The organism is Polycladidibacter hongkongensis (genome assembly GCF_001561995.1).
GTDB classification, from domain to species: domain Bacteria; phylum Pseudomonadota; class Alphaproteobacteria; order Rhizobiales; family Stappiaceae; genus Pseudovibrio; species Pseudovibrio hongkongensis.
In genome coordinates this window covers 55,610-80,812 of the sequence record NZ_LLWC01000004.1, presented here as the reverse complement: position 1 = coordinate 80,812, position 25,203 = coordinate 55,610, and the positions used below count along the sequence as shown (strand labels likewise).

22 protein-coding genes and 1 pseudogene are annotated in these 25,203 nt (G+C 51.0%); 12 read left to right on the top strand and 11 right to left on the bottom strand.

What is annotated here, in order from left to right; translation table 11 throughout:
* The first annotated feature begins 5 nt into the window (after nt 1–5).
* Nucleotides 6–515, top strand: a complete 510-nt coding sequence (locus tag AYK82_RS00850; protein WP_244265692.1) for a nitrous oxide reductase accessory protein NosL — start codon at nt 6–8, stop codon at nt 513–515.
* Nucleotides 512–1,441 (top strand): FAD:protein FMN transferase, encoded by a 930-nt coding sequence (locus AYK82_RS00845; protein ID WP_068310357.1) that lies wholly within the window; start codon nt 512–514, stop codon nt 1,439–1,441. The genes AYK82_RS00850 and AYK82_RS00845 overlap by 4 nt, the downstream gene beginning before the upstream one ends.
* Nucleotides 1,442–1,488: 47 nt before the next feature.
* On the opposite strand, the gene AYK82_RS00840 is transcribed toward AYK82_RS00845, so the two are convergent.
* The 5 genes from AYK82_RS00840 to AYK82_RS00820 are packed head-to-tail and all read right to left on the bottom strand — an operon-like array spanning nt 1,489 to nt 6,778.
* Nucleotides 1,489–2,799: a TRAP transporter large permease gene (locus AYK82_RS00840; RefSeq protein ID WP_068310355.1), complete on the bottom strand. Its 1,311-nt coding sequence runs from the start codon at nt 2,797–2,799 to the stop codon at nt 1,489–1,491.
* A gap of 2 nt (nt 2,800–2,801) precedes the next feature.
* Nucleotides 2,802–3,335 (bottom strand): TRAP transporter small permease, encoded by a 534-nt coding sequence (locus AYK82_RS00835; RefSeq protein WP_068310353.1) that lies wholly within the window; start codon nt 3,333–3,335, stop codon nt 2,802–2,804.
* A gap of 57 nt (nt 3,336–3,392) precedes the next feature.
* Entirely contained in the window at nt 3,393–4,373 is a 981-nt protein-coding gene (locus AYK82_RS00830; protein ID WP_068310351.1) for a TRAP transporter substrate-binding protein, read from the bottom strand.
* A 27-nt stretch (nt 4,374–4,400) separates the two neighbouring features.
* On the bottom strand, nt 4,401–5,642 hold the full coding sequence (locus tag AYK82_RS00825) for an NAD(P)/FAD-dependent oxidoreductase (RefSeq protein WP_068310349.1): 1,242 nt from the start codon (nt 5,640–5,642) through the stop codon (nt 4,401–4,403).
* Between the two features lie 2 nt (nt 5,643–5,644).
* The gene (locus AYK82_RS00820) at nt 5,645–6,778 is read right to left on the bottom strand and encodes an enolase C-terminal domain-like protein (RefSeq protein ID WP_068310347.1); all 1,134 of its coding nucleotides are present in this window, start codon (nt 6,776–6,778) and stop codon (nt 5,645–5,647) included.
* A gap of 414 nt (nt 6,779–7,192) precedes the next feature.
* Between AYK82_RS00820 and AYK82_RS00815 the strand changes: the two genes are divergently transcribed.
* From AYK82_RS00815 to proC, 3 genes are read left to right on the top strand one after another with little or no spacing between them, the layout of a single operon-like run.
* Entirely contained in the window at nt 7,193–7,894 is a 702-nt protein-coding gene (locus tag AYK82_RS00815; protein ID WP_068310433.1) for a GntR family transcriptional regulator, read from the top strand.
* Nucleotides 7,895–7,908: 14 nt separating this feature from the next.
* A complete protein-coding gene (locus AYK82_RS00810) occupies nt 7,909–8,673 on the top strand; it encodes an aspartate/glutamate racemase family protein (protein ID WP_068310345.1) in 765 nt (254 codons plus the stop codon).
* Nucleotides 8,674–9,516: a pyrroline-5-carboxylate reductase gene (gene proC, locus AYK82_RS00805; RefSeq protein ID WP_068310343.1), complete on the top strand. Its 843-nt coding sequence runs from the start codon at nt 8,674–8,676 to the stop codon at nt 9,514–9,516. It abuts the gene before it with no gap.
* A gap of 26 nt (nt 9,517–9,542) precedes the next feature.
* Here the strand turns inward: proC and AYK82_RS00800 are convergent, their stop codons facing one another.
* From AYK82_RS00800 to AYK82_RS00785, 4 genes are all read right to left on the bottom strand, one after another.
* A complete protein-coding gene (locus AYK82_RS00800) occupies nt 9,543–10,322 on the bottom strand; it encodes a glycosyltransferase family 2 protein (protein ID WP_068310341.1) in 780 nt (259 codons plus the stop codon).
* A 145-nt stretch (nt 10,323–10,467) separates the two neighbouring features.
* Nucleotides 10,468–11,427, bottom strand: a complete 960-nt coding sequence (locus tag AYK82_RS00795; RefSeq protein ID WP_068310431.1) for a sugar-binding transcriptional regulator — start codon at nt 11,425–11,427, stop codon at nt 10,468–10,470.
* Nucleotides 11,428–11,610: 183 nt separating this feature from the next.
* Nucleotides 11,611–12,660 carry a galactitol-1-phosphate 5-dehydrogenase gene (locus AYK82_RS00790; RefSeq protein WP_068310339.1) on the bottom strand — a complete coding sequence of 350 codons (1,050 nt, stop codon included), beginning with the start codon at nt 12,658–12,660 and terminating at the stop codon, nt 11,611–11,613.
* Entirely contained in the window at nt 12,657–14,153 is a 1,497-nt protein-coding gene (locus AYK82_RS00785) for a xylulokinase (protein WP_068310337.1), read from the bottom strand. The genes AYK82_RS00790 and AYK82_RS00785 overlap by 4 nt, the downstream gene beginning before the upstream one ends.
* Nucleotides 14,154–14,907: 754 nt before the next feature.
* On the opposite strand from AYK82_RS00785, the gene AYK82_RS00780 reads away from it, so the two are divergent.
* Complete coding sequence (locus AYK82_RS00780) at nt 14,908–16,170, top strand: D-tagatose-bisphosphate aldolase, class II, non-catalytic subunit (protein WP_068310335.1); 1,263 nt, start codon at nt 14,908–14,910, stop codon at nt 16,168–16,170.
* 160 nt (nt 16,171–16,330) lie between these two features.
* Here the strand turns inward: AYK82_RS00780 and AYK82_RS00775 are convergent, their stop codons facing one another.
* Entirely contained in the window at nt 16,331–16,660 is a 330-nt protein-coding gene (locus tag AYK82_RS00775) for an ArsR/SmtB family transcription factor (RefSeq protein ID WP_068310333.1), read from the bottom strand.
* A gap of 758 nt (nt 16,661–17,418) precedes the next feature.
* Here AYK82_RS00775 and fucU point away from each other — a divergent pair.
* The 6 genes and pseudogenes from fucU to AYK82_RS00745 all read left to right on the top strand — a co-directional run bounded on the left by fucU (nt 17,419) and on the right by AYK82_RS00745 (nt 23,328).
* Nucleotides 17,419–17,835 (top strand): L-fucose mutarotase, encoded by a 417-nt coding sequence (gene fucU / locus AYK82_RS00770; RefSeq protein WP_068310330.1) that lies wholly within the window; start codon nt 17,419–17,421, stop codon nt 17,833–17,835.
* Nucleotides 17,836–17,873: 38 nt separating this feature from the next.
* The gene (locus AYK82_RS00765) at nt 17,874–19,397 is read left to right on the top strand and encodes a sugar ABC transporter ATP-binding protein (protein ID WP_068310328.1); all 1,524 of its coding nucleotides are present in this window, start codon (nt 17,874–17,876) and stop codon (nt 19,395–19,397) included.
* Nucleotides 19,398–20,369 (top strand): annotated as a pseudogene (locus tag AYK82_RS00760) (ABC transporter permease); the annotation flags it as partial. It lies immediately after the preceding gene.
* 69 nt (nt 20,370–20,438) lie between these two features.
* Nucleotides 20,439–21,380 carry an ABC transporter substrate-binding protein gene (locus AYK82_RS00755; protein ID WP_068310429.1) on the top strand — a complete coding sequence of 314 codons (942 nt, stop codon included), beginning with the start codon at nt 20,439–20,441 and terminating at the stop codon, nt 21,378–21,380.
* Nucleotides 21,381–21,447: 67 nt separating this feature from the next.
* The gene (locus tag AYK82_RS00750; RefSeq protein WP_068310327.1) at nt 21,448–22,467 is read left to right on the top strand and encodes an aldo/keto reductase family protein; all 1,020 of its coding nucleotides are present in this window, start codon (nt 21,448–21,450) and stop codon (nt 22,465–22,467) included.
* An 87-nt stretch (nt 22,468–22,554) separates the two neighbouring features.
* On the top strand, nt 22,555–23,328 hold the full coding sequence (locus AYK82_RS00745; RefSeq protein WP_068310325.1) for a DeoR/GlpR family DNA-binding transcription regulator: 774 nt from the start codon (nt 22,555–22,557) through the stop codon (nt 23,326–23,328).
* A gap of 30 nt (nt 23,329–23,358) precedes the next feature.
* Here the strand turns inward: AYK82_RS00745 and AYK82_RS00740 are convergent, their stop codons facing one another.
* A complete protein-coding gene (locus AYK82_RS00740) occupies nt 23,359–25,182 on the bottom strand; it encodes an ABC transporter ATP-binding protein (RefSeq protein WP_068310323.1) in 1,824 nt (607 codons plus the stop codon).
* Nucleotides 25,183–25,203 lie beyond the last annotated feature (21 nt).

Below are 25,203 nucleotides of genomic sequence, written 5' to 3'. Positions count from 1 at the left end.
TCTTTGTGACACTTCTACTAGCTCTAACAGTGGCAGCATGCGGCGGCGGCCCGCAAAAAGCAACCAGCCCACCAGCGCCGGTTGCCCTGAGTGAAGAAGCCTTGAGTTTCTATTGCCAAATGAACGTATTGGAACACCCCGGCCCCAAAGCACAGATACACCTTGCAGGCGCACCCGCCCCATTGTTCTTTGCTCAGGTCCGAGATGCTATCGCCTTTATCAAGTCAGAGGAACGGCCGGGCGACGTCCTCGCCATTTATGTGTCGGACATGGGCAAAGCGCCTAGCTGGGATGCACCGGGAGATGACAATTGGACCCTTGCAAGCACAGCAAAATTTGTCGTAGGCGCCAAGCAAAGCGGCGGAATGGGTGCGCCGGAAATCGTACCCTTCAGCAGCGAGGACGCCGCACAAGCTTACGCAAAACGTAAGGGCGGCAAAGTCATGGCCTTGGCGGAGATCCCAGCCCAATCTGTGCTTGGCGAGGTTATGCTTTTTGAAGGAGAGCAGCTATGAAGCGGCGTAGATTTATAAAAATTCTTGCCGGCGTTAGCGCATTTGCTGCATTGCCGGGGGTCGCGCGGGCTTTGTCAAACACGCAAGACAACAGCTGGCGCGGTGTTGCATTGGGAGCCGAGGCATACATGCGTATCGACCATCCCCAGGCCCGCGAATTTCTGAGGATGGCGCAGCAAGAAATCACGCGGCTCGAGCGCATCTTCAGCTTATACCGGGTAGATAGCTCGCTCTCTCGGCTCAATGCAAAGGGTGTTTTGGAGGCACCGCCACTGGAATTTCTAGAGCTGCTCCAGCTATGTAGCCAAGTGCACAAGGCGACAGGCGGCTTGTTTGACCCAACAATTCAAGCGCTTTGGCAACTCTACGCAAACCACTCGGTTAGGGAGCAGCGGCCAAGCCAACACCAGATCCATGATGCACAAGCCTTGGTCGGCTTTGACATGCTTCGTTACGACGCAAGCAGCATCAGCTTTGCCCGCAAAGGCATGGCAATGACTCTCAATGGCATTGCTCAGGGTTTCATCGCGGACAAGGTCAGCAAGCTGCTGCGTGAAAACGGTGTTCGCCATGCGTTGGTCGAAACAGGCGAGATCTACGCTCTAGGATCAAAGGGGGACGGGGCCACTTGGCGCGCGGGCGTACAAAACGCAAATGGCAACATTGTTGCGAACGCAGAGCTGATAGATATGGCAATTGCCACTTCTGGACTACAGGGCACACGTATTGATGCGCGCTATGGGCAAAGCCATATCCTCAACCCACAAAGTGGCTTGCCAGCACATGGTGAGCGGCTCGTCAGCGTTTCCGCCTCCTCAGCTGCTCTGGCAGACGGTCTTTCAACAGGCTGCTGTCTCATGCAGCCGCAGGAGGCAAAACGCGTAGTTGGCTCTTACCCAAATGCCCGCTTGGTTTACCTCTCCTGAACAAACAACAGCGCGCGAAACTGGATCGCGCGCTGCAATTCAAACCTCTAGCTTGGTCGGCTGCGGATATTGTCCGGCAACCAAGTCGCTATCTCCGGGAACGCGATCAAGACAAATACCATCACCACCATAATGACAAACATCGGGAACGCGGCTCTTGCGATAAAGCCCATCTGGTGATTGGTCATCCCTTGCAGCACATACAGATTAAAGCCGATTGGCGGCGTAATCTGCGCCATCTCTACCACCACCACAATAAAGATGCCGAACCAGATCAGGTCAATTCCCGCTTGCCGGATCATTGGCTCAACGACCGCCATAGTCAGCACAACCGAGGAAATGCCGTCAAGAAACATGCCTAGGATAATGTAGAAAAGCAGAAGTGCTAATATCAGTTCGAATTTTGATAGTTCAAGCGAGGCGATAATGTCTGCAAGCCCGCGTGGCAGCCCGGTAAAGCCCATCGATAGCGACAGAAACGCAGCACCAGCAAGAATAAGCGAAATCATTGCAGAGGTGTAAGTCGCGCCCATCAAGCTGCTGGTAAAACTCTTCCAACTCAACGAGCCTTGGGTTGCTGCAAGGATCAAACTACCAATCACCCCGAAAGCCGCCGCTTCGGTTGCAGTTGCAAAACCAAAATGCATCGAGCCGATGACCACCAGAATTAACACTATAACCGGCATCAAAAAACGCGTGTTCGCAACCTTTTGCAGGAAACTGAGCTTCGGCTCCTCCGCCGGGTTCCAGCTTATTGAAACCCGCGATGTCACAGCAACATAGGCCATAAACATGCCCGCCAAAATAATACCTGGTAAAATCCCAGCGAAAAACAGCTTGGAGATGCTCTCGTTTATGGTTACGCCGTAGACAATGAGTGTCAAAGACGGCGGGATCATCAAACCGAGCGTAGATGCACCAGCCAGCGTGCCGATGATCATCTTTTCGGGGTAGTTACGTTTGCGAAGCTCTGGAATGGACATTTTTCCAACGGTCGTCAGTGTCGCCGCTGAAGAACCGGACACAGCAGCAAACACTGTACAACCAACAATATTAGTATGTACCAAGCCGCCGGGAAGGCGCGCCATCCAAGGCGCGAGGCCTTTAAACATATCCTCCGACAATCTGGTGCGATAGAGGATTTCGCCCATCCAAATAAACAGCGGTAGCGCGGTGAGTGTCCATGAGGAGGAGGCCGACCAAATAGTGGTAATCATCACATCGCCGACAGGGCGTGTGGTAAACAGCTCCATGCCAACCCACGCAACACCCATCAAGGCCAAACCAACCCAGACGCCTGTGCCCAAGAGGGTGAACATCACAAACAAAAAAAGGATGATAATGCTGATGTTTTCCATTGTTATTCTCCGTTCAGCACGTCATCCATATCAGGCCCCAAGCGGTGCTTCGGGTGCAAAACTATCCTGATAAGGTGGTCCGTTAGGGCAATAGCGAATATGACGACACCAACCAGCATAAGGCCTTGAGGTATCCAAAGCGGGGTTCTGTCCTGACCTTGGCTAAGTTCGTTAAATTTCCAAGACCACATGACAAAGCGCTGCGCGTAATAGGCAAAGTACCACGCAGTAGCGGCACCAATTGAAAAACACCAAATCTCCAAGATCCGCTGCATTTTTGGATGCACCATATGATGCAATATGGACACGCGAATATGCGAGTTCTGATTAAGTGCACTGGCAAACGCCAAAAAACTGGATGCGGCCATCGCATATCCAGCATACTCGGCTGCACCTGGAAAAACCTCTCCAGTCCAGCGGGCCAGCATTTGCATTACAATCAAACCTAAAATGACAATCAGGCAAAGAGCAGCCAGCACTCCCGACAGAATGTAGACACCATTCAAGCCACGACGCAGCGCGTGAAGTAGCGCCATTATTCCCTCCCACAAAAGCCGCCGAGGTGACTATATCACCCCGACAAACCTGAGATATTACTTGGATGCTAGGTAGGCATCAACAATCGCCTTACCTTTTTCGCCGGCTTGCTCCAGCCATTCAGAAGTCATGATTTCACCGACTTCATCAACCTTTGCTTTTAGCTCAGGCGATGGGCCTTCTACAGTCATACCGCCATCACGCAGACCCTGCAGGGTAAAGCTGGTGTATTCTTTCGAGCGCCAAGTGCCTGCATACTCGGCAAAGTCAGCACATGCTTTCACAACAGCTTTGTTGCTTTCAGAAACACCTGCCCAAACTTCAGAATTCACCAACATGTAGTTACGTGGCAGCCATGCATCTACAGAATAGAAATAATTTAGTGTTTCCCATACTTTACGGCCATATCCGGTTGCGCCGGAAGAGACCATGCCCTCTGCAACACCCATTGCAAATGCCTGCGAAATTTCAGCTGCCTCAATTGAAACATTGCGCATGCCAAGCAGCTCGGTCATACGAGCAGAAGCTGTGTTGTAAGAACGGAATGCGACGCCCTTCATATCTTCAGGTGTCTTTACCTCATTTTTGAAGTAAAGCCCCTGTGCTGGCCATAGTACTGAGTAGAGCAAGGTCAGGTTTTGCTCTGCAAGCAGTTTTTCCATCTCCGGCTTTGCGGCGTTCCAAAGTTTGTCTGCACTTTCATAGGACGTCGCAAGGAATGGAACAGAATCAATGCCAAACAAGGCATCTTCGTTCTGGTGACCAGAAAGCAGGCGCTCCCCAATTGGCACCATACCGGTTTGTACGGCACGCTTGATCTCAGAGCCTTTAAACAAGGAGCCACCCGGATGGGTCTTAACAGTGATTTCCCCACCGGTCCCGGTTGTTACACATTTGCCGAATTCAGCACCAGTAACAGAATGGAAGTTCGAGCCGGAATAGGCCATTGGCAAATCCCAAGTCTCGGCGGAAGCAACGGTTGCGCCCAAGATCATGGCTGTTGCGCTAAGCGATGTAAGTAAAGCTGTTTTTTTCATTTTTCTCTCCTCTGAAAAGTCTGCCCCTTATTGAAATCTCGTTGGATCGTAGGGTCTTAAATCATTATTGGAGCGCTGGCCGGAGATAAGATCTGCAACCAGGCGCCCAGTTTTCGGGCCAGCCGTTAGGCCAATATGGTGATGCCCAAAAGCGGTGTAGATGCCGGTATTTTTGAGCTCGCCGATAAGAGGCAAGCTGTCTGTTGGCGCGGGTCGAAAGCCAAGCCACTCCTCTTCGCTCGAAGCTGACAATTTAGGAAAGCTTTCTTTGACCTTCTTGCGCAGCAGCTTTAACGGCGCCGTGGAAGGACCAGCTTGTGTGCCGCCAAATTCCACAACACCCGCGCAGCGCAGCCCCTCTTCCATCGGGGTTGCAACAAACTTGCCAGAGGCAACCATAATGGGTTGATTTGGCTTGCAGCTCGGGTCTTTAAAGACAATGTGGTAGCCACGCTCCGCCTCAAGCGGCACATTCAAGCCTAGCTTGTGCATCAGCGACTTGGAAAAAACGCCTGAGCAAACAACGGCAGCATCGCAAGTATAGATTTCGCACTTGCCAAGCACCTTGGAGATTTTACCAGCCGCCAGTTCAAAATCCTGCACATCGTCTTGAACGAACTTCCCGCCCAGCTCTCGCAATGTCTCAATTATATCTGCAGTATAAGCGGCAGGGTTGCTGATGTAGCCATGATCGCGCAGTTGCGCCAGTAATCCAATGTCCTTACTCAGCGAAGGTTCATGCTGGCGCAGCTCATCTCCTTCAATCAGCGTAGGCTGAAAGCCGGCAATACGGCGAAGCTCCCACGTATAGGCGTCGGCCTCGAACGCCTGACGATCCTTATAGGCAAAGCTATATGTGCTCTGCTGCAGCCAACGCTCTGCCCTTGTGCCTTTCACCAGTGCTTTATGCTGCTCTAGCGCATCAGCAACCAGTGGTGTTAGCCCTTTTGCAATCCTGCGCGTATCCCTGTCATTTGCATGGGAGAGATATCGCATCAGCCATCCTGCAAGCCTTGGCAGATACCCCCAGCGAAGAAACAAAGGAAAATTGGGGTCAAGCAGCAGTTTTAGTCCCTTAAGCGCTAGGCCGGGGGCCGTCACCGGCGCAACAGAACAGGCAGCAAGCACCCCTGCATTGCCATAGGATGCGCCCATTCCCGGTTCATCGCGATCAATCAAGGTGACACGGTGCCCGGCGCGGGCAAGCCATAGGGCAGTTGAGGCAACTATGATGCCTGCCCCAACAACCACAACCTTCTTCGAGCTCATCTTCACCCCGAAAACTTTTTGTTTACAGCATATTTCTCAAGCACTTCCAATGAAGGGTGCCCGCCAAGACCCGGTGTTTTTGGCACGATTACTTGGCCGTCTTTCACCTCAAACGGGCTTTCCAATACATCCTCTACGAGGAAATAGGATGCTTGGTAGAACTCGCAGCCCAACGAAATCTCCGGCGTTGCCGCAATCATGTGTGTTCCGGCAAGATGCGCTATTCCCGCTTCGAACATGTCACCACCATAGGCACTCATTCCGACAGATGACGCCATGCGTGCGACCGTTTGCGCCCTAGTTAACCCCCCAGTTTTCATAATCTTGACAGAGACCCCATCCGCAATTCCCAAATTAATTGCCATCTGCATGTCTTCGGGGCCAAAGATGCTTTCGTCAGCCAGCAGAGGTACATCGATTGAGTCTCTTATCTTCGCCATGAGAGGACGAAGGTGGTGCGCTACAGGCTGTTCAATAAAATCCGGATTAAAGCTTGCAACATCTTGCACGCAGCGGACCGCATCATCGTGGTGCAGACCCTGATTGTAATCAACGCGAATAGCAAACTCAGGATAATCTTTGCGCAGCCGCTCCAACCGCATCATATCATAGGCATGACCTTTGAAGCCAGTTTTCAGCTTGATCACCCGAACACCGTCATTCTTCAAGCGTTCCATTAGTGCCAGATCACGCTCAAAGTCTGGATCCGCGATTGAACAAGACAGAGGGATCGTGTCGCGGCATTTGCCTCCCAGCAAAGCCCAAATTGGCAATCCGGCAATGCGTCCTTGCAAATCAAGTAGAGCGGTTTCCAGAGCTGCCTTAGCTTCTGTGCAGTGGGCAACTGCTTTTTGCGCATCCTTCATAATCGCAGCGCGAGCACCAATCTCGCGCCCGACAACCAGCGGGCGGATGTAGCGATCAAGCGCAGCGAAGGACGCTTCCGCAGAGCCTGTGAAGACAGACCATGGGGATGCTTCACCATAGCCATGTTCCCCACCTTCTGCGGTCAAACGCAACACAACAACATCAACAACATGTTCTACTGAACCAATTCCATGGTCGCGTCTGGCGTTTACAGGGAGTTGCAAGTGCCAAAGGTCCATCCCGATAATTTTTTGTTCGGTATTCATCATTCTTATCCCATCCAGCGCTGTACTGGTGCGTTGCTTGTCTTTTGGTTAGTCGAGGCTATACATTCTAGGCATGTGGGGTGCGGAGAAACGGGTGTGACTATCTGCAAATATCTAGGGGTACCGCGCGGTACTTCTAACTCGCCACTGCGCGTAACCCCCTATTCTTTTATCGCATTGCCTATGGCTACCGCATTGCACCTGCTGCCAATCACATTTTGTACCACTCGCTCACCTGCACGGTGTTGAACACCTTGCGACCTTTCCATGCTGAAGACTCGGCTGAACTCCAATCTGTATACAGATGATTATTCAGTATTGAGCGCAAGTCAATTAGATTGTATTGTTGCAAGCGAAAACGAGAGATTAGAAGCGGTATTTAAAGCCAATTGCGCAGCAAATAGATCGGATTTCCAGATGAGCAAGACCGATAGCAACGTGGACAGAGTCTACGAAAAACTACGGAAAATGGCGGCAAATTTTGAGTTCAAGCCGGACGCTCGAATAAACGAAAGCGCTTTATCCACAGAGCTTGGCGCGAGCCGAACTCCCCTGCGAGAAGCACTAAACAGGCTTGTAGCTGAAGGCTTTCTACGCTTCCAAAGCGGAAAAGGGTTTTTCTGCCGTCCTCTCAGCCCTGCTCGGATCATGGATCTTTACGAGGCTCGCGTGGCGGTTGAAACCGAGATAGTGCGCCTTGCCTGTAAGCGTGCTGCGGATGCCGACATTCGCGCGGTGCAAGACTATCTGGATGCCACCGAGCCAGACTACGATAACTGCGAGGATCCGTTGGAATTGCTGCGTATGGACGAAACTTACCATATGAAAGTTGCAGCACTTTCCCAAAATGAAGAGCTGCAACGCACTCTGGCCAATATCAATGATCGCATGCGCTATATCCGCTTGATCGACCTAAAAAGCCTGCGCGGAAAAAGTCCGGTTTCAAACCACGAGAAGGCACAGCTTTCCGCCCATAGAATTGTACTCAACGCGATGCTGGCGAGAGATGCAGATACCGCCTCGCGAACCATGCGCCACCACATTGAACGCAGACTTGAAGAAGCGACCGAGGCGGTGCGGATTGCATATTCCCAACTGTACGTACCGGGTGATGATTAGTCTAGAGGAACAAAATGAATAAGGAATTTGGCGGCAAGACCGTATTCGGAGCCTCAATCGGCATACTTATGCTTGAAACGCGCTTTCCGAGAATTTACGGGGACATTGGCAATGCGCAAACATGGGATTTTCCGGTACATTACCGTGTCGTCAGCGGTGCAACTCCTGACAAGGTTGTGCGCAACGATCCACGCTTGTTGCTTGATGCCTTCATAGAAGCTGGGCAAGACTTGGTGCGCACCGGCTGCGATGGGATAACCACCAACTGCGGCTTTCTCGCACTCATACAGGATGAAGTAAAACAGGCACTTGGTGTGCCGGTTGCCACGTCATCTTTAATGCAGATACCTGCCGTACAACAACTGTTACCGGCAGGCAAACGGGTCGGCGTTATCACCATTTCCAAGGCAACGCTATCTAAGGCCCATTTAGCAGCGGCTGGGGCTCCTGAGGATACGGTTATCGTAGGAACGGATGGACTGCGTAACTTCACGAGAGAGGTGCTTGGCGATTACAAGGCAATCAACTTTGAAGATGCGCGACTAGATCTGTTGGATGCAGCCAGAGAACTTGTGTGCGAGCACGACAACATCGGCGCGATTGTGCTTGAATGTACGAATATGGTGCCTTATGCCAATGACATCCGCAAACTGACTGGCTTGCCGGTCTTTTCGATCTATTCATTTGTCAATTGGTTTCAAGCCGGGCTGGTACCACGCAAGTTTCCACTTGAACTTGATGACCCTCGCCTAAATCTGATTCAACACAAGGCAAGATAAATGTCCCAAGCAACGCAAATAGACAAAGTGAATGAGCAAGGCCTTGTGGTGCTTGGCTGCGGAAAAATGGGGTCTGCGATGCTAAAGGGTTGGCTAGACGCAGGCGTGCAGCCCTCTTCCGCCTTTGTCGTTGATCCGTTCCCCTCCTCTTGGCTTTTGGAACTACAACAACAAGGGTTGCATCTCAACAAAACACTGCCCTCAACTGCTGCTGTTTGTGTTCTGGCGGTTAAACCGCAGATGATGGGCGTCGCCACACCACAGGTACAAGCTTTGGCAAAGGGTCAAACTCTATTTGTCTCAGTCGCGGCGGGTATTTCGTTGGATGTACTTGCCGATACGCTTAGTACGCGCACACCTATTGTTCGGGCTATGCCCAACACACCAGCTGCTATTGGTAAAGGCATTACTGCGCTGATTGGCAATTGCATCTGCGGCGAAGAACACCTAGCATTAGCCGAAGCGCTGTTACAGGCCGTTGGCTCTACAGTTCGGCTAACCGATGAAGCGCAAATGGATGCAGTAACAGCTGTGTCTGGCTCAGGCCCTGCCTATGTATTTTACCTAATCGAATGCATGACAGCAGCCGGAGTTGCACAGGGCCTTCCAGAAGTTTTGGCCGCTAATCTGGCCACATCGACGGTAAGTGGCGCAGGGCAACTGGCACAAAGCTCATCAGAAGGTGCAGCACATCTGCGCAAGAACGTAACTTCACCCAATGGCACCACAGCAGCGGCGCTTTCCGTATTGATGCACCCGCAAGATGGCATCGCGCCAACAGTTGACCAAGCTATTGAAGCGGCTACTTTGCGAAGCATCGAACTGGGCAAGACAAGCAACTAAAATGAGACGAGCGCGGGCAACCAGCGTTAAGATCGCTTTAGCAGCTCGTGCTCGTAATATTTGGCGATGCGTAAAAAACGCCCAAATGCATAATTATGCGCGATAACCAGGCCCCACCAGCCATAAAGAAATCCGCGGCGCAAAATGTAGCTCTTCAAAAACGCGATGGGAAACTCTATCACCAGCCTGAAGTGTGGCAGTTTTCTATTTTTCGTCACCATATCAGCAACTTGCATTGAAGAGTACCGGTTGAATTTGTCACTCCAGAAATTCAAGGAGCGGAAAGAGCGGTGGTTCATCTTACCTGAAAGACGTGCGATTTTCGCATTGGGAAGAGGCTGCACCGTGTCATGAACCGATGATTCAGAAAAGCGCCCAAAGCTTCTGTTGTAAAGGCGAAACTGCCAATAGCCGTAGGCCCAAGGTTTGGGCTGGTCCTCATGCGGATAAACGTCCAAAATATGAATTTTGTAGATGTCGTTCTTGGGGCCTTCAAGAAACAGCCCCCTTATTTCCTTGGCAAGCTCCGACGTCAACTCTTCATCGGCATCAAGGTTCAGCAGCCAGTCATTGCTGCAACATTCCTCCGCAAAGCGTTTCTGCAGACCGTAACCACGCCACTCATTGTAAAAGACCTTGGCCCCAAGCCTTTGGGCAACTTCAACAGTTTTATCGGTGGAACCGGAATCAACCACTACGATTTCTTCGACGAGCTCTCGAAGCGAGTTGATCGCGAGAAGGATGCGATCCTCCTCATTTTTGCAGATGATAAAAGCTGAAAGACCAGCTATTTTTTGCGCTTGCACAGCCAAAATCGCCTACCCACCTGAAACACAGTGGCTCTAGCAAAGCACAGAGCGCGAACTTGGCAAACCTGCTAATTTTTCTCCTCAAGTAATGGGAGGAGAAAAGCCGTTGAGGATTAGGAAAAATACCAGCCGCAGCCTGAGGTCAACTCGCGGCAATTAGTGCGCGTGCTGTCGCCTCATCAGAGATAAGCCCAGAGACGATACCACCCCTCAAAGCCCCTAGAATGGGCTGAATTTTATGCGCACCACTGCCCACTGCTATCGTATGTCGCTGCGCCAAAACATCCAACGGAATGCCCGTGACCCTTGAGTTGATGGGATTGTCGAGAAGATTACCCGCGCGATCAAATGTCCAGCCAACAATTTCGCCAACCGCGCCATTATCGGCCAATTCAATGATTTCAGAAGGGGTTAAGAACCCATCTCTTTGTAAAGGGCAGTTCCATGAAATTTCGCAGACGCCAACAAAACACTTTTGTGCTTGCGCAGCGAGCTCTTCAATTGTTCTGTAGAAGCGCTGCGCTTGCATGATTTCGCGCTCTTCTACCGTGCTTGTCACCACCGGAGCCGGCATTGGAAAACACATGGCTTTTGCCTTATCTGCCAGCCGTCCAGCAATTTCGAAATGGCTTGCCTGACCGTCGCGGCTCATAGCACCAACCAGAGAAACGATCTTGTGGTCTGGGCATTCCATATGCGGTACTTCTTCCACCGCCGCGCGCAATGTTCGCCCCGTAGATACGCCAATCACCGCTGGCTCGCTCGCCTGCAAGGCATCTTCCAAATGCTCGGCAACAGCAACAGCAAGGCCTCCAAGCGGGTGTGCCCCTGTCTCCGCTGTCGGGACGATTTCGCACAATTGCAGCCCAAATTTATCTTGCAGGCGTTGCTCTAGTTCGACACACGCTGCGATTGGGTGATCAAGTCGAAACTTTATCAGCTTTTCGCTGACTGCCAGCGACACAAGGCGCTGTGCCGCTTGCCGGGAAACATTCAACTTGGCCGCGACCTGATCTTGGGTGTCGCCCACGACATAATAGAGCCACGCTGCCCGGGCGGCTTGCTCCAGTTTTTGTTCACTGCGTGCGGCTCTGGCCATCATGACCTCTTGTTCTTTCCTGTGTTGGCCTTGCATGTAGCCCAGCAAGGCTTAGGTTTCTTACTAAACTGCTTCCCGCTTGTCTATCAAAGCTCTCGTGATCAAAAACCGCTCGTTCTCGCATGCCAATACAAAAAGACATCGGCGCGCTTTACGCACCGATCTCTTTGATCGTATTGGCGCCGACTATGCGCGGCAATCAATCACCAGTTTCGAGCGGACCTCGCCTTTTTTCTGCAAGAGGCCCGGAATAGACGAGGCTTCTGATAGTGGGACCACCCGGTCAACCAGCTCATCCAGCTTTAGCGAGCCGCCGGATAGTAACTTAGACCCATACTGCCACTCCCATCCCGGGAATGGTGCGGAATAGTTCATCCAAGACCCTTGAACCATCAACTCTTTACGGTTGATGAGCTCAAACTCGGCTGGTTGCAACGTGAGCGGAACGTGCGGCGTACCAACAAACATCACGCGCCCGTTAGGCCCGGCAACACGCAGCGACATAATCTCCGCGGCTGGTACCCCAGAATTTTCAAAGACAGCATGGAATCCAGCGCCACCGGGTGTTCTACTCAGCGCCTGTTTTACCTGCTCATCTTGTAGTGAGTTACACGTGTAATCCGCACCTGCCCGCTTCGCCGCACCGAGTTTTTCGTCATCCACGTCAAATGCGGTGATCGGGCCTGCGCCAAGGCTCTTTAGCGCCTGCATGAGGAGATTGCCGATAGTCCCAACACCAATAACAGCGACGGGCCGGCCGAGCTTCAGATCCATTATGTTGATCGCATGGAGGCCAACCGTCACGGGCTCTAAGAAGGAGCCTGCGAGCAGATCCACATCATCTGAAAGAGGAACCGCATTGATCAGCGGCACGCAGACAAACTCTGCAAAGCCGCCCTGCTGCCTCGAACCAATAAAGCTGTATCCTTTGGATAGGGAATAGTTCCCTTGCGCTGATTGTGGATCGTCAAAGTTTGGAACTAATGGTGCACATGCCACTTTGCGCCCAATCCAGCTTTGAGCGACGCCTTCGCCGACACCAACAATATCGCCAGAAAACTCGTGGCCAAGGATAATAGGATAGTAATGCGCCCCTTCGTGGATCAATCGGGGGATATCTGATCCACACACACCACAATAAGCAACTTTTATCAGGACTTCACCTGCGGCGGGGGTTGGGGTTTCTACGTCTTCGCTACGCAAATCGCAGTTTGCATGCAGTACTGCGGCTTTCATTGGGTTACCTCGTAACGCTTGCGCAGAGCGCTTAGGCCTGCAAGCGTGCTTAAGTTCGCTTCATATGTTTGACAGAAAAGGTCAAAAAGATCGGCATAATACGTCTTGGTTTGCGCATGCGGCGCGACAACACGTTGTGCAGGGAGATGCTTAATGCCCTCCGCCACACTTGCATAACGACCCACGCCAACACCAACCAAGACAGCAAGACCAAGATTGCCAGTTTCGGCTTGCGGGGGAATTCGTAGGGATGCACCACATGCATCCGCGAAGATTTGGGTAAACTGCGGGCTATTGGTAATACCGCCAGTCAGCGCCACGAACGCAGGCATGTGATCACATAGCTTTTTGAAGACATGGCGCGCGCCCAGACCTGCGCTTTCCATTAGGCTTCGCGCCAGATGTCGGCGTTCGCTTGAGGGACTTACGCCAAGCATTACCCCGGAAAGATCAGCGTTCCAGTTTGGCGCCCTTTGCCCCGCCATGTATGGGAGGAACAGCATAGGTAACTCTGCCGCTGGCGTTTCAGCGGCGGCTGAGCAAAGATCTTCATAGGATGCGTCTTCGAGCAGATTGCGGAACCAAAGCAGACCAGCCCCGCCATAATCGACACCACCATTTATCAGCCACTGCCTGCTGTCGGCAAAATGGTAGATCAATCCGGTTCCATCTGTTTTGGCATGATCCTGCAGCACGCCTGCATTGACTACAGTACCTGCGGCCATATAGGCATCACCCGCATTACTAAGGCCAAGTCCGACAGTCGCGGCGACGTTATCCATCGCACCAGCAATTACGGGCGTCCCTTCTGCAAGGCCAAACGCCTGCGCACCGCGCTTGTCAACTTTGCCAACAATAGCGGTCGCATCAAAGATGTCAGGAAGTTTTGATCTCTCCAAAGAGCATGCTTTAAGCAGATCATCGCTATACTCGCCAGTGGCGATATCGCAGATTTGCGAGAGGCCGGATTGTGTCCGGTCCATCGAAAAAGTGCCTGTCATCTGCTGCACGAGATAGCTGTTGCAGTGCATAAGGCAAGCAGCGGCTTCATAGACATCTGGATGCTGTTGCTTCAACCACATGGCTTTGGGTCCAAAATTTGATGGATCTGACCGATTGCCACCGATGGATAACTGCTCCACGCCATGATGAGCGGATATAAACTCTGACTGGTCGACGGCCCGCCGATCAAGCCAGATAAGCCCGTTCATTAGCGGGTTACCTTGGCTATCCACCGGGAGCATCAAGCTGGACATGCCAGCGACGCCAACGCCGACGATTTCGGCGGGCCGGACCTTTGTTTTCTGGAGCAATTCGGCAATAACAATTTTTGTAGCTCGGCACCACTCAGCCGGATTGTGCTCTGCCCAACCCAAGCGGGGGTATGTGGTGGCATATTCCTGCTTAGCCTCCGCCAAAACCTCCAAAGCTTCGTTGAAGAGCACTGCCTTTAGGCTCGTGGTCCCGATATCAATTGTTAAAGTCGCAGACATATTGTCATTCCTCCAGAACGGCACCGCGAGCCGTGGGTAGTATGTGCATACAGCTGGCATCATGCCCAAGTAAGGCCAGTGCATACTCCCAATTTTCGGGCCCTGCTTCCGAAAACTGAGATAACGGATCGCTGGTGCTGACTTGCTTTTAGCAACTTCCCCAAACATGGGCAATTACTCTTTTTTCAAGCATTTGCAATATCATCAATGCATACGTTTCCTTTTCTGATTCTATTTCAATAGGTTAACTTGTCTTCTACAGCCAATCAGTAAGGTCATGCCAAATTGACGCACTTGGTTTTGTTACGAAAGAGCACACTTTTGGCCCTTAAAAGTGCGCAATGCTGACCTATTCAGAAAATTGACAGCTGCCAACTCCACATCAATGTATCAGAATCCACAGCGTGATTGACGTGGTTTTTGTCTGGGCTGCTCATTAGTGCCGTAATAGCGAATTCCTACTATAACATTGATATCAAAGATCTATTTTGCTGCACAACTTGTAGGTAAAGCCTTTCAGCGTAGCAGTGCCCCTGTCTGCGTTGCCAGCCGTACAATGACAGAATGTCTCACATGACCCTGAGCTATTGCGCTTTTGTTGGTCATGTGTTCATTTAACGAGTAATTATCCGTTTGGATGTCAATTGCTCAATGCCGAGTCTCCCCCGCATTACAAGGCTGAGCCTTGACTTCCTCCCCTTTCCGCCACTGCAACAACTGCAGCAGCAACAAACGAAGGCTCTTTGAGGTTCAGATGAAACACATTCTCGAATTGCACAAAAGCGGCAAGGTTGCCGGCATTTGCTCCGTATGCTCCGCCCACCCACTGGTCATCGAAGCGGCTTTGCGCTTTGATCTTGAAACAAACCGAACAGTATTGATTGAAGCGACGTCAAATCAGGTCAATCAGTTTGGTGGTTACACAGGTATGAAGCCAACTGACTTCCGCGACTTTGTCTTGAGCATTGCCGAAAAGGTTGGTTTCCCAAAAGAGCGCATCTGTCTGGGCGGTGACCATTTGGGCCCAAACTGCTGGCGCGACAAATCCCCGGCCGTTGCCATGGAGCTCTCTCGTAAACTTGTTGCAGATTACGTTGCAGCTGGCTTTCGTAAGATCCACCTCGATGCATCTATGGCAGTTGCAAGCGAAGTCGATCCAATCGACCCGGCAGTTGTCGCAGAGCGCGCGGCAGACCTTTGCCAAGCTTGCGAAGAAGCAGCAACAGATGGCGACAAGCCACTTTACATTATCGGCACAGAAGTTCCGGTTCCTGGTGGGGAAACCGATGGACTTGATGGAATCCAGATTTCCAAAGTTCCCGATGTGAAGGAGACAATCGAGCTACATCGCACAGCATTTGCAAAACGCGGGCTGGAGGATGCGTTTTCTCGCGTTATTGGCGTCGTTGTGCAACCCGGCGTGGATTTTGACCACACCAGCATCATCGCATATGAACCGGAAAAAGCTGCAGAGCTCGCCAAGTTCATAGAATCTCAAGCGGGCATGGTTTTTGAAGCCCATTCAACCGACTACCAGCCTAAGGAAAAGTTCTTTGAGCTGGTCCGCGATCACTTTGCCATACTAAAAGTCGGTCCTGCACTGACCTTTGCACTTCGTGAAGGATACTTTGCTCTCGCGGCCATAGAAGACGAGCTCATTCCTGCCGAGCAGCGTTCGCAACTCCGCGCTGTCATGGAACGAATCATGACTGACGATCCATCTCAGTGGCAACGTTACTATCAAGGTAACGCATCTGAGCAAAAGATATTGCGCGCCTACTCTAACTCTGACCGCATCCGCTACTACTGGCCGCAAACGGAAGTTCAACTAGCAGTAGAAAAGCTAATGAACAACCTCGGTGATCAAGTAATCATTGATAGTCTTGCGCGCCAATATGTCGGCTTTGAACGAAGTCGCCTTGCAAGCGCCGGAAAGCCAGTAACCGCCACAAGTGTCTTGCTCGACAAAGTAACGCAGGTGCTCGAAGATTATCGCTTCGGCTGCCGTGACGCCTAAAGAGCGTGGGGCAACAGCCAGCCCCATTATCTGAGGCCGTCTCCCAGCACTACCTCCTCCCATGGCCTCTTTCCCGCTTGGCCACGGAAGACGGCATCACACCTCGTGGCCACCCGCATACGGGTGGCCCTTTTTTACCTTTCGGGGGAGAAAGTGTGGGTTAAGCAACCGTCGAGATTGGCTGCAAACCTTCAAACTTTGGTGGCAAATCAGCGCCACACTCTTGCGCCAGAAACAAGCCTAGCGCCTCAACAACGTTAAAATCGGCAAAGCAGCGAAGAACACGCCCTTCGCGTTGCTGAATCACAAGACCAGCTTCCATAAGAGCATGTATGTGATGCGACAAAGTAGAGTTCGGAATCCCTAACTCCAACTGGAGTTCTCCCACGGGACAGCCACGACGACCTGCGCGAACGAGGTGCCGTAGAATATCGAGCCGAACAATATGGCCGAGCTCTTTAAATGCTTTAGCTGCGCGCTTCGGTTCCATAGATCAATCCTTATTTCCTTTAGTAAAGCATGGTGACCAATTCCAGCGGCGTGTTTTTATAATTTGTAGGATAGCCGTTTTCACGACAGCCAGATGAACGTAACCCGGAAGCCTAGATAGGCACTATCCTATAATTTACAAGAGCCAAATGAACACAAATTCTACGCCTATTCAGGGCTCTATAATGACTATAAGGTCATTTTACGCAATATCTATCAAAATTTCAAGCAACTTTAACGATATGAAATAACTGCAAATAACTCTTAGTTGCTTTCGCCAAACGAAAGCACAAAGTGATGCTATTCGAAATGCAAGCCAGCCTCAGATCCGTTCAAGAAAGGTAGAACATGGCTCATCATGTGTGCCTCGTATTTCGCGACTATCCGTCAATGATATCTCGCGAGCTCAAGACGGATATTGCGTTCTGTTATAGGCAGCCATTTTCACATTTTATTTTACAAAATAAAGATTTGAGCACCTCCATTTAGTGTTGGAATTCTGCCGATTTCAGCGCCTCCCATCGCGAATCGACTCGCAGTCATTCCCATTTACACGAATCATGCTCACCTAAGAGAAAGTTATCCTCATATTTACCGCCTGCGACAAAGTGTCGTGAGAGATATTTCAGGCCTATAAACGCTACGTAAGTTTCGACAAATTTCTTACGCGTTTGACTTTCTCGTATTTTTGCGTATTCACTATTCGAAACAAAAAACGATTAAATCGCAATATCGAAACCGGCAAGCAGGCTAACACCCATGTTAAAGAATATTGACCCGACCATTTCGCCGGAACTCCTCTACGAGATCCACAAGATGGGTCATGGCGATGAGATCGTATTGAGCGATGCTCACTTTCCCGCTTACTCGGTAAACGACAAAGTATTGCGTGCTGACGGCTTAGAAGTCACGCGCCTCATGCAGGCTATTCTCCCCCTTTTTGAATTGGACCAGTATGTGGATGACAAAGCCGTAATGATGGCACCGGTAGAAGGCGACAGCTTGCCGGAGGGGCTGGCTGAGGATTACCAAAGTGCGCTGCCAGCGGGCGTTTCTATTACCTACACAGACCGCTTCGCCTTCTACGATCGTGCCAAAACTGCCAGCGTTGTCGTTGTGACCGGGACAACGCGCAAATACGGGAACATCATTTTGAAGAAAGGCGTGACCGACTGAATTAACTCTGACTAAACCTAGTCTTAGGGAGGCTAAAAATGTCAGACACTCTGTTGTCTATGCAGGGAATTTACAAATCTTTCGCGGGGGTTCAGGCGCTGAAAGATGTAAAATTCTCTCTCAAAAAAGGCGAAGTCCACGCTCTTATGGGCGAAAACGGCGCCGGTAAATCTACCCTGATGAAAGTCCTCATCGGGGTGCACGAGGCCGATGAAGGCGAAATCGTGTACAAAGGCAAGCCTGTCAAATTCGAAAGTGTTCTGGCGGCGCAGGAACAAGGCATCTCCATGATCTTTCAGGAGTTGAACCTAATTCCCCACCTGTCTGTCGCAGAGAACATTTTCTTTGCTCGCGAACCACTCAAGAGTGGCATTATTGATCACAAAAAAATGGAGGCAGACGCTGCCGAACTCCTGAAGGTTTTCGATATCGATGTTAAGCCAACAGATATCGTAAATACCCTTTCGGTTGCTAAGCAGCAGATGGTTGAGATCGCCAAGGCTCTGTCGTTTGACGTTGAAGTCCTCATCATGGATGAGCCAACCTCCGCCTTGACAGAGCGCGAGATCGACAAGCTCTTCGAGTTAGTGGACAAGCTGAAAGCGAAAGGCGTCTGTATCGTATACATCTCTCACCGGATGAACGAACTGAAGCGCATCTGTGACCGCATTACGATCTTCCGCGATGGTACCTACGTCTCTGATCATGTCTTCTCAGAGATCTCGATGGATGAGATAATTGCGAAGATGGTGGGCCGCTCGTTAGACAATCACTTCCCCGAGAAAACCGCTGTCATTTCCGATGATATCGTATTGAAGGTAGAAAACCTTGGTAGCGATGGCGTCTTTGATCCGGTTTCCTTTGAGCTTCGCAAGGGCGAAATTCTCGGCGTTACCGGTCTCGTCGGGGCGAAACGCACCGAAATGGCGCGGACACTCTTTGGTGCAGATCCAGCGACTTCCGGGCGCATCCTTATCCATGGGGAGGATGTCTGCATTAACTGTCCGGCTGACGCGATCAGTGCAGGTATTGCCTACCTCTCCGAAGATAGGAAGCTGAATGGTGTCGCCGTAAAAATGTCCATCCGCGAGAACACAACCATGGCCTCCATGGACAAAGTCTCGAATGGCGCAGGTGTGATCTCTCATGGTGACGAAGTTGCTGCAAGCAACACCTACATCAAAAAAATGGAAATCAAGACCCCAACCGTTGAGCAGCTGGTGAACAACCTCTCCGGCGGCAACCAACAGAAGGTTGTGATCGGCAAATGGCTGTTCCGCGACGCAAAGGTCATGATCTTTGACGAGCCAACGCGTGGCATCGACGTTGGCGCAAAATACGCCATTTATCAGTTGCTTGATGAACTGGCCGCGAATGGCGTTGGCGTGATTATGATCTCTTCCGAGCTGCCAGAGGTCCTGGGTATGTCCGATCGTGTTCTGGTGATGAAAGAGGGTGAAGTCACCGGCCTCATTGATCGGGCAGGCACAAACCAAGAAGAAATAATGCAATACGCAACAGGCGTGAAAAACATGTTTACACCACAGGTGGAGGTGGCATAAATGTCTGAGAAACAAAAGCTAATGCTGCAAAAACTAGCAGCACTCGCAGGCTTGATCTGCCTGTTCATCTATTTTGCCGCTACCAACGAATACTTTTTCACGGTCAACAACTTGATGACCATTGGTTTGCAGACCTCAACCATTGCCTTCATCGGTATCGGGGTCACCCTGCCAATTTTGACAGGCGGTATTGATCTTTCCATCGGCTCTGTTGTGGCCTTGTCCGGTGTCGCTGCGGCGATGATTGTTAACGCTGGCGTTCCGGTGCCGCTCGGGATGCTCTTTGGCATCTTCATTGGTGGCCTTTGCGGTACAACCAATGGCTTGTTTATCACTATGCTGCGCCTGCCGCCGTTTATCGCCACGCTTGGTATGATGATGATCGCCCGTGGTATCGCGCTTTACATCACCAATGCAGCGCCGGTTTCGGGGATGCCGGAATCCTTTTCCGAACTGGGCAATGGTGCATTGTTCCGTGTTGTGGAAGTTGGGGCAAACGGTTTCCCTATCGTCAAGTTCCCCGGCATTCCTTATCCTGTAATTCTTATGATTGTTCTCGCGTTGGCTTTCACCTTCGCGCTGACCAAGCTTCGTGTGGGCCGTTATCTCTATGCCATCGGTTCAAACGAAGAGGCTGCCCGTCTATCGGGTATCAAAACTGATCGTGTCAAAGTTTATGCCTACATGGCCTCTGGCGCGCTAGCTGGTCTGACTGGTGTTGTTCTGGCTTCCCGCCTAGTAACAGCTCAGCCAAACGGCGGCGTTATGTACGAACTTGACGCGATCGCGAGTGCGGTTGTTGGAGGAACCTCACTCACCGGTGGTGTTGGCACCGTTCCCGGCACACTTATTGGTGCCTTTATCATGGGCGTTCTGCGGAATGGCCTGAACATGAACGGTACATCCTTCTTTATCCAGCAAATCATCATTGGTGGCGTCATCATTGCGACTGTTGCCTTCGATCAGCTGCGCCAAAGCCAGCGGAAATCCAAACCAAAGAAAGTGTCTACTACTAAAGCGCCTAAAAGGGAGGGCGATGTTATGAAAAAACTAGCAATTGCAGCAATGGTTGGTCTGACAGCAGTAATGACCGCACCAGGCGTGTTTGCGAAGTCAAACGAAATCGCAGTCATCGTAAAGACCTCAAACTCTAACTTCTGGCAGAACGTAAGCGGCGGTGCAGACGCTGCGCAAAAAGAACTGCCAGACTATAAAATCACCTTCCAAGGCCCTGAAGCGGAAACCGCAGTCGCCAAACAGGTGGACATGGTGCAGAACGCAGTAAACCGCGGTGTTGCCGGTATCGTTCTTGCTCCTTCCGATCCTGTCGCGCTGGTTCCTTCCGTGAAAAAAGCTTGGGAAGCTGGCATTCCGGTCATCCTGATTGACTCTAGCCTGAACAGTGAAGGCAAGTACTACCAATCCTTCCTGGCAACAGACAACCGCGCAGCTGGTGCTCTTGCAGCCGAAAAGCTTGCTGAAGCGATGGGCAAAAAAGGCAAGGTCGCCATGATGTCCTTCACCCCGGGTGCAGGTTCTGCAATCGATCGTGACGGCGGCTTCAAAGGCGCTATCGAAAAAGCAGGTAACACCGTTATCGGCCCATTCTACTCTCAGGCTGACATGGTAACCGCGCTGAACCAGACCATCGACGTACTGGCCTCTAACCAAGACCTCGTGGGTATCTTCGGCTCCAATGAACCAACCGCAGTAGGCATGGCACGCGCACTGAAACAGCAAGGTTACGCCGGTAAGGTTGCAGCTGTTGGCTTTGATGGTAACTCCGATCTGCAGGCATTCGTTCGTGACGGCACTCTGCATGGCATCGTTGTACAGTCCTCCTTCGCAATGGGCTACAAAGGTGTAAAAACTGTCAAGGCTGTTTTGGACGGTAAAAAAGTAGAGAAGTTCATCGATACCGGTGTTGTCTTTGTGACCAAAGAAAATATCGACAGCCCAGAAGCTCAGGCTGTTCTTTACTAATAGATAAAAACCCACTGGGGCTATCTCTTTAAAATAGAGGTAGCCCTCTCCCCTTAAGGAAGTCAAAATGTCTAGTTTCAAACTTAGCGAAAACGCCGTTGATCAATCCGTGATCCCAACAAAAACTCTCGCTAATGGTGTCGTCATGCCGGCAATCGGCATGGGCACTTTCGGCTCTGACCGTTTTACAGCCGATGATATTGCCAATGCAGTTCTTGGGGGCGCAGCTGCAGGCTTCCGCTTTTTCGATTGCGCCGCTGTTTATGAAAACGAACCACAGATCGGCAACATTTTCAAAGAAATGATGACCGTCATCCCCCGCGACGAGCTCTTCATCGATTCAAAAGTTTGGAACGACCAACATAAAAATGTCGTTGCCGCTTGTAAGCAAACTCTGCATGACCTGCAACTCGACTATCTCGACCTTTATCTGACTCATTGGCCTTTCCCTAACTATCACGCACCTGGGTGTGATGTAGATTCCCGCAGCCCAGATGCCGTGCCTTACCGCCACGAGCAATTCATGGAAACATGGGCGCAAATGGAAGAGCTTGTCGATATGGGTCTCGTTCGCTCCATCGGCACGTCCAACATGACTATCCCGAAAATGGAATTGCTGTTACGCGATGCCCGCATTAAGCCGGTTGTAAACGAAATGGAGTGTCACCCACACTTCCAGCAGCAAGAGCTTTACAGCTTCTTGACGAAGAACGGCGTTCAGCCAATTGGCTTCTGCCCGATCGGTTCTCCAACCCGGCCAGATCGCGATATGACCGAGAACGATACTGTTGATATCGAGGATCCTGTCATCGTTGCTGCGGCGAAACGTCTTGGTGTGCACCCGGCTGTTGTTTGTATTAAATGGGCTGTTCAGCGCGGGCACGTGCCAATTCCTTTCTCAATTCATGAGAACGAGTACACTTCAAATCTGCGCTGCATCACCGAAAACCCACTGACCACTGCAGAAATGGAAGCTATTTCGAAAATCGACAAAAACTGTCGTCTGATCAAAGGTCAGGTGTTCCTTTGGGAGTCAGCAAATGATTGGGAAGACCTTTGGGATCTTGACGGCAAGATCGCCGGATAGTACCTGAATTTGTCATAGTAGCTGTGGTTTCCCCTTTCTCTTCATGCTAGGGGAAATCACATTTCGAAAATTCGAAAGTGATTGGTCATGAGCGCCGCAGAACGACGTAGCGAAATCCTCACACGCCTCCACGCCAAGGGGCGTGTCGAAGTGAGAGAACTTGTCGAGATGTTTGAAACATCCGAAGTTACAATTCGCACCGACCTGCGCAAGCTGGAGCGAGAAGGTAAACTGAAGCGCTTTCACGGTGGGGCGCAGCTGCTCAGTACCTCTCCATTACGACCGTTGGAAAACGAAGTAAACATTGAGCGCCGTTATGGCATCAACGCGGGCGCTAAAGAGCGGATTGCCAAGCGTGCTACTGCCTATGTCTCTCCCGGTAGCTCTGTCATTCTAGATAGCGGCAGCACTACACACCTCATCGCACTGCAACTGGCGCGATCTGGAAATATCATCGCTATCACAAACAACCTTCCCGCCGCGGACGCGTTGGCTGAGGCGCCTGATACCACGCTCGTTTTATGCGGCGGAACGTACCGCCACAAGACGCAATCCTTACACGGACCAAAAGCCGAGCAGTGCCTGGAAGGAGTGTCAGCAGATATTCTTTTCATTGGCGCCGACGGTATTGATCCCCAGAAGGGCATCACAACTTTCAACACAGGTTACGCTATCAGCGCTGTTATGGCGGACTGTGCCAGAACCATCATCGCCGTGGTGGATAGCTCCAAAATAGGGCGTGTAGGATTTAGCAAGGTGCTCGATACCAGCGCAATCAATATTCTCATCACAGATACAGATATCGATGCCGAATTGAAACAAAACTTTGAAGAACAAGGTGTTGAAGTCGTAACTGTCTAAAATACAGCATGCTCTATCACTTAAGGTAGACTACCCAAAGTGGGCCGCTTCTACTTGTGTAGCAGAGCTTTTGCTTGCTGCATCCTCTGCCTTGGAAAACTGTAGGTTGACAAGAGCAGCGTATGCGCCCTCTTGTGCAATCAGCTCTTCATGGCTACCCTGCTCAATAATCGCTCCATTACGCAAAAAGCAAATCTTATCAGCATGCCGAATTGTTGAAAGTCTATGGGCAATAACAAGTGTTGTTCGCCCGCTCATCAAACGCCGCATCGCAACTTGCAGCTTCGCCTCTGTTTCATTGTCTAAGGCTGATGTCGCTTCATCGAGTAAAACCAGTTTAGCATTTTTTAATAGCGCCCGCGCGATTGCCAAACGCTGTTTCTGTCCGCCTGACAGCGTGTGTCCACTTTCACCGATAAGCGTTTTATATCCATTTGGAAGTTCGCAAATAAAATCGTGCGCCAAAGCATCCCTAGCAGCTTGCTCAATTTCCTCATCGCTAGCCTCAGCACGACCAAATCCGATGTTCTCTCTCACACTTCCGGTAAATAGGACTGTGTCCTGACTGACAAGGGACATGTTTTGCCGCAGACTGCGTAATGTCACATGCCGAATGTCTTGCCCATCAATGCACACTGCCCCCCCTTGCAAATCGTAGAGGCGTTGCACGATCGAAAAAACCGTAGATTTCCCGCCTCCCGATGGACCCACGAGAGCCGTCACCTTGCCGCCCTCACAAATAACTGAAAGGTCCTTAAGCACCTTCTGCTCAGGTATGTAAGAGAATTCAATACTCGTAAGCTTCAACTCGCCTGCCTGTATATCGAGTGGTAAGGCGTTCTGCGCATCTACAATTTTCGGCGGGCTATCGAGGATTTCATACATCATTCGGCCGCCAATGAGGCCGGTTTCAATTGTTACCTGAAGCCTGCTCAATCGTTTAGCGGGCTCGTAAGCCAACAGCAAAGCCGTTAAAAATGAGATAAACTCGCCCGGAGTTTTTCCAGAAACAATCGTTTGCCAACCACTGTACATTATGACTAGTGCAAAAGCGCAGCCACCAAGCGTTTCCATTAGAGGGCTTGTCCTTGCACCAAGCTCAGCCATTTTGTTGGCTCGCTGTTCTACGCCAGATACAGCCCCATTCATGGCAGACTGCATCTGCGGTTCAATACCAAAGCTTTGTACAATTCGAATTCCGGCGGCAGTTTCTTGCATTACCTGCACAATGCGCGCCAGCGAGAGTACCTCTGCATGAGCCAATCGACGAACGCGTTTCACAAGATAGGCAACACCATAAATCGCTGGCGGCGCAATAATCAACGAAACCAATGAAAGCAGCGGATCTTGGATAACCATCACAGAAACCAAGCCGATTAAAGAAAGCAAGTCACGGCCAAAACTGGTCACAATAATATTGATAACTTCGCGCACCGCCTGAGCGTTATGAGAAATGCGTGTAATCAAGTCGCTCGCGCCATGCCTGTTAAAAAACGCCGAGTCCTGCCGCAATATGTGAGCAAACATTTTGCGCTGGTTCTTGGCGACGATTGCGTTACCGACCTTACTCAAGGTAACAACCTGCCCATAGCTGGCTATACCCTTGACAGCGAAAATGACCAGGATCGCAACGGTCACTTGCAGCAGCTTACTAAAGTCCTTTGCAACGAAAATTTCATTGACAACATCTCGCATAATCCATGCGCTGAGTGATGTCGTTGCTGCCACCAAGGCCATAAAACCAAAGGCAATCGCGTATTTCACCGCGAATTCACGAAAGTTGTCAGAAAAAATCCTGCGGATCAAAGCAAGACTGCTATCCTGCGGAAGGTCGCGACGCAAGACAAGCGCCATTAGCCCGCGCCACATTGACAA

Coding starts and splice junctions, on each gene's coding strand:
- AYK82_RS00825 (WP_068310349.1), bottom strand. CDS start 5,642: ATGAGCTCGAAGAAGGTTGTGGTTGTTGGGGCAGGCATCATAGTTGCC.
- fucU (WP_068310330.1), top strand. CDS start 17,419: ATGTTAAAGAATATTGACCCGACCATTTCGCCGGAACTCCTCTACGAG.
- AYK82_RS00830 (WP_068310351.1), bottom strand. CDS start 4,373: ATGAAAAAAACAGCTTTACTTACATCGCTTAGCGCAACAGCCATGATC.
- AYK82_RS00790 (WP_068310339.1), bottom strand. CDS start 12,660: ATGAAAGCCGCAGTACTGCATGCAAACTGCGATTTGCGTAGCGAAGAC.
- AYK82_RS00750 (WP_068310327.1), top strand. CDS start 21,448: ATGTCTAGTTTCAAACTTAGCGAAAACGCCGTTGATCAATCCGTGATC.
- AYK82_RS00785 (WP_068310337.1), bottom strand. CDS start 14,153: ATGTCTGCGACTTTAACAATTGATATCGGGACCACGAGCCTAAAGGCA.
- proC (WP_068310343.1), top strand. CDS start 8,674: ATGTCCCAAGCAACGCAAATAGACAAAGTGAATGAGCAAGGCCTTGTG.
- AYK82_RS00820 (WP_068310347.1), bottom strand. CDS start 6,778: ATGATGAATACCGAACAAAAAATTATCGGGATGGACCTTTGGCACTTG.
- AYK82_RS00810 (WP_068310345.1), top strand. CDS start 7,909: ATGAATAAGGAATTTGGCGGCAAGACCGTATTCGGAGCCTCAATCGGC.
- AYK82_RS00765 (WP_068310328.1), top strand. CDS start 17,874: ATGTCAGACACTCTGTTGTCTATGCAGGGAATTTACAAATCTTTCGCG.
- AYK82_RS00755 (WP_068310429.1), top strand. CDS start 20,439: ATGAAAAAACTAGCAATTGCAGCAATGGTTGGTCTGACAGCAGTAATG.
- AYK82_RS00740 (WP_068310323.1), bottom strand. CDS start 25,182: ATGGCGCTTGTCTTGCGTCGCGACCTTCCGCAGGATAGCAGTCTTGCT.
- AYK82_RS00815 (WP_068310433.1), top strand. CDS start 7,193: ATGAGCAAGACCGATAGCAACGTGGACAGAGTCTACGAAAAACTACGG.
- AYK82_RS00840 (WP_068310355.1), bottom strand. CDS start 2,799: ATGGAAAACATCAGCATTATCATCCTTTTTTTGTTTGTGATGTTCACC.
- AYK82_RS00795 (WP_068310431.1), bottom strand. CDS start 11,427: ATGATGGCCAGAGCCGCACGCAGTGAACAAAAACTGGAGCAAGCCGCC.
- AYK82_RS00780 (WP_068310335.1), top strand. CDS start 14,908: ATGAAACACATTCTCGAATTGCACAAAAGCGGCAAGGTTGCCGGCATT.
- AYK82_RS00845 (WP_068310357.1), top strand. CDS start 512: ATGAAGCGGCGTAGATTTATAAAAATTCTTGCCGGCGTTAGCGCATTT.
- AYK82_RS00775 (WP_068310333.1), bottom strand. CDS start 16,660: ATGGAACCGAAGCGCGCAGCTAAAGCATTTAAAGAGCTCGGCCATATT.
- AYK82_RS00745 (WP_068310325.1), top strand. CDS start 22,555: ATGAGCGCCGCAGAACGACGTAGCGAAATCCTCACACGCCTCCACGCC.
- AYK82_RS00835 (WP_068310353.1), bottom strand. CDS start 3,335: ATGGCGCTACTTCACGCGCTGCGTCGTGGCTTGAATGGTGTCTACATT.